The sequence below is a fragment of the Streptomyces sp. URMC 126 genome (assembly GCF_051386555.1).
Classification (GTDB): domain Bacteria; phylum Actinomycetota; class Actinomycetes; order Streptomycetales; family Streptomycetaceae; genus Streptomyces.
This window is the reverse complement of the sequence record NZ_JBPQTX010000488.1, coordinates 1-3,506: the sequence shown is the minus strand read 5'-3', so window position 1 is coordinate 3,506 and position 3,506 is coordinate 1. Positions and strand designations below refer to the sequence as shown.

Annotated in this window: 3 protein-coding genes and 1 pseudogene; 3 read left to right on the top strand and 1 reads right to left on the bottom strand. The window is 76.8% G+C overall.

The window, feature by feature from the left end; all coding sequences use genetic code 11:
• Window positions 1-67 precede the first annotated feature (67 nt).
• Complete coding sequence (locus tag ACSNOK_RS31805) at window positions 68-1,594, top strand: DNA-3-methyladenine glycosylase 2 family protein (RefSeq protein ID WP_436784261.1); 1,527 nt, start codon at window positions 68-70, stop codon at window positions 1,592-1,594.
• Between the two features lie 12 nt (window positions 1,595-1,606).
• Window positions 1,607-2,158 (top strand): methylated-DNA--[protein]-cysteine S-methyltransferase, encoded by a 552-nt coding sequence (locus ACSNOK_RS31800; protein ID WP_436784260.1) that lies wholly within the window; start codon window positions 1,607-1,609, stop codon window positions 2,156-2,158.
• An 89-nt stretch (window positions 2,159-2,247) separates the two neighbouring features.
• On the opposite strand, the gene ACSNOK_RS31795 is transcribed toward ACSNOK_RS31800, so the two are convergent.
• Window positions 2,248-3,093 carry a hypothetical protein gene (locus ACSNOK_RS31795; protein ID WP_436784259.1) on the bottom strand — a complete coding sequence of 282 codons (846 nt, stop codon included), beginning with the start codon at window positions 3,091-3,093 and terminating at the stop codon, window positions 2,248-2,250.
• A 102-nt stretch (window positions 3,094-3,195) separates the two neighbouring features.
• Between ACSNOK_RS31795 and ACSNOK_RS31790 the strand changes: the two are divergent.
• Window positions 3,196-3,506 (top strand): annotated as a pseudogene (locus ACSNOK_RS31790) (protein phosphatase 2C domain-containing protein); the annotation flags it as partial.

The window sequence follows — 3,506 nt, the reverse complement described above, 5'->3', positions numbered from 1 at the left end:
GCCCCCGCCGAACCCCGCGTCCGATTTCCGCCAGACCACCCCGGCACCCTCCCGCACACTGGAACACGTGACGACAACGGCACCCCACCCCGACGACCTCCGCTACCAGGCGGTGAGCAGCCGCGATGCCCGGTTCGACGGTGAGTTCTTCTTCGCCGTGTCGACGACCGGGATCTACTGCCGGCCCAGTTGCCCGGCCGTGACCCCGAAGCGGGTCAACGTCCGGTTCTACCCCTCCGCCGCGGCGGCGCAGGGGGCCGGGTTCCGGGCGTGCCGGCGCTGTCGGCCGGACGCGGCGCCGGGGTCGGCGGAGTGGAACATCCGGGCCGATCTGGTCGGCAGGGCGGTGCGCCTGATCGCGGACGGCGTGGTGGACCGGGAAGGCGTCGCGGGGCTCGCGGCGCGGCTCGGGTACAGCGCGCGGCAGGTGCACCGGCAGCTCACCGAGGAGCTGGGGGCCGGGCCCGTCGCCCTGGCCCGGGCGCAGCGCGCGCACACCGCGCGGGTGCTGCTCCAGACCACGGACCTGCCGGTCACCGAGACGGCCTTCGCGGCCGGCTTCGCCAGCGTGCGGCAGTTCAACGACACCATCCGTGAGATCTACGCCCAGACGCCGACCGCCCTCCGGGCCCAGGCCCGCACGGGAAAGCGGGAGCGGGCCGCCGCCGCCCGGGGCAGCGCGCCCGCCGGCGTTCCGCTGCGGCTCGCCCACCGGGGGCCGTACGCCGCACGCGAGGTGTTCGACTTCCTGGAACGCCGGGTGATCACCGGTATCGAGGAGATGACGGGCACCCCGGGCGCCCGGGTCTACCGGCGCACCCTGCGCCTCCCCTACGGCACGGGCATCGCGGAAGTCCAGGAACCACCCGCGGGGAACGGCCGCGCGGGCGGCCGGGGCGCCTGGCTCGCCTGCCGGCTGCACCTCACCGACCTGCGCGACCTGGCCAACGCCGTCCAGCGGATGCGCCGCCTCTTCGACCTGGACGCGGACCCCGACGCCGTCGCGGAACGCCTCGGCGCCGACCCCCGGCTGCGTCCCCTCGTCGCCGCCCGGCCCGGCCTCCGGTCGCCGGGAGCGGCGGACGCGGAGGAGCTCGCCGTCCGGGCCGTGCTCGGCCAGCAGGTGTCCGTGGCGGCCGCGGCCCGCCTCGCGGCCCGGCTGGTGGCCGCGCACGGCACCCCGCTGCCCGTGGCCGACGGCACGCTCACCCACGTCTTCCCGGAGCCCGGCGTCCTCGCCGAGGCCGGTCTCGACGGCCCCGACGACCCGGGCATGCCGGAGGCCCGCAGGCGTGCCCTGCGGACCGTGGCGGCGGCCCTCGCCGACGGCACGGTCCGGCTCGACCCGGGCGCCGACCGCGACGACGCCGAACGGAGGCTGCTCGCCCTCACCGGCGTCGGCCCCTGGACCGCCGGCTACATCCGGATGCGGGCGCTCGGCGACCCCGACGTGTTCCTCCCCGGCGACGCCGGGGTCCGCCACGGGCTCGCCGCCCTCGGCACCGGACCGGAGGCCGCCGACGACTGGCGGCCCTGGCGCTCGTACGCACTGCACCACCTCTGGAACCACACGCCCGCCGAGGCGGGGGAGTAAGGACGGCACCCGATGCTTCCGACGCTGTACACCGAGATCGACAGTCCCCTCGGCCCCCTGCTGCTCACCGGCCGGCCCTCCCCGACCGCCCCGGGCGGCACCGCGATCGTCTCCCTCTCCGTCCCGGGCCAGCGCAACGGCGTCACCGTCCGCCCGGAGTGGCGGCGCGCGCCGGACGCGTTCACCGAGGCCGGGCGCCAGCTCGCCGCCTACTTCGCGGGGGAGGCGAAGGAATTCGCGCTCGAGTACGCCGTGGAGGGGACTGAGTTCCGCCGCCGGGTGTGGGACGCGCTCGACGCCGTCCCCTACGGCGCCACGACCAGCTACGGCGAACTGGCCGCCCGCGTCGGCGCTCCCCGGGCGGCCGTCCGGGCGGTAGGCGGCGCCATCGGCGCCAATCCACTGCTGGTACTGCGGCCTTGCCACCGCGTCATCGGCGCTAACGGGTCGCTCACCGGCTACGCGGGCGGCCTCGACCGCAAGCGCCTGCTGCTCGCCCTGGAGGCGGGGCGGTCGGGGCAGGACGGCGGTCTGCCGGGGCAGGAGGGTCTGCCGGGGGTGTGAGGCGGCGGTGGGCGTGGAGGGGGCGTGGGGGCGTGTGCGGAAGCGCGCGCCCCTTAGGCCACGCCCACGCTTACTCCTGCGCCTCCTGCTCAGGTCCGTGCCACGGACGGCCGTTGGGGCGCCGTTGTTCGCGTCGGCCCCGGAGCCCGCGCCGGCCGCGGCGTTCGCGCTCGCGCCGGTTCCGGGCCCGGAGCCGGGCCTCCCGTCGTCCAGCCCCGCTCCGCCGCCTTCCACCCCAGTTGTAGCCGCGTCGTCACCCCGGCCAGTTCCATCAGCCGCTTCACCCGCCGCTGCACCGTCCGCAACCCCAGTCCCAGTTGCTTGGCGACGCTCGCGTCGGTCAGCCCGGAGAGGAGCAGGGTGAGGACCGTCAGGTCCGTGGCGTCGGGGGCGTCCGAGGCGGGTGGCAGAGGCGCGTCCTCGGCGGGCGGCAGCGGGCGCGCCTCGTCCCAGACGGTCTCGAACAGAGCGGCCAGCGAATCCAGCAGCTCTCCCGCCCCGACGACCAGCGCCGCCGGCCCCGCGCTCCCGGAGGGGAGGACGAGGAGCGCCTCGCTCCGGTCCGCGAGGAAGAGCTCGGCCGGCACCCGGTCGGCGACCCGGACCAGATGCGTACCGAAGCCCGGGGCGGCGTCGGTGAGGAGACGGCGAGGGGCCGGGTGCCCCGCGCCGTCCACGACCGTCCGGCGCCGGACGGCCGGTCCCGAGCCGTCCGTGTCAACCCAGGGACCGTCCTTCACCAGTGCGCACACTTCTTCGACGGCCCGCCGTCGCAGCCCCGCCAGACGGTGGGCCACGGCCTCCACGCCGGTCACCGCCTCGACCGCCGCGCCGGGACCGCCCGGCCGGCCCTCCGGCCGCTCCTGCCTGCGCTGTCCTGCGAGTCTTCCGCGTTCCTCACCCTCGACGTCGGCCGGACCTATGGCACCGGGCACGTGACACCCCTCCCCACGACCGTGTTGCGACTCCCGCCATCATCCCGCGAGGGGCCTCGTGTGCACTCTTCCCGTATGCCCAGCAGTGTGGACAATATGGGCATGAGTCAGCTGGGGGATCAGGGACAAGAGGACGCCTGGTGGGCGGAGTTGTACGGCCGGACCGCGGACGGTCCGGGCCCCGCCGCCGAGGACGACAGCCTCGACGACCGGTTCGCTTCCGCCGCGGCCGTCGTCGGCGGCGATCCGCCGCCCCAGGGATCCGTCCGTCCGCCGGGCCGCGCGGCCCGTGGCACACCCCCGCCGAGCGGGCTGCCGGCCCGCGCGGCGTGGTCCGTCTCCCGCTCCGGCGGGCTCCCCGACCCCTCCCGGCTGCCCCCGCTGCCCGATCTCGCGGGGCCCCTTCGCGGCAC

Bases quoted from the DNA above. Each gene is read 5' to 3' on its own strand.
- ACSNOK_RS31800 (WP_436784260.1), top strand. From the start codon at position 1,607: ATGCTTCCGACGCTGTACACCGAGATCGACAGTCCCCTCGGCCCCCTG.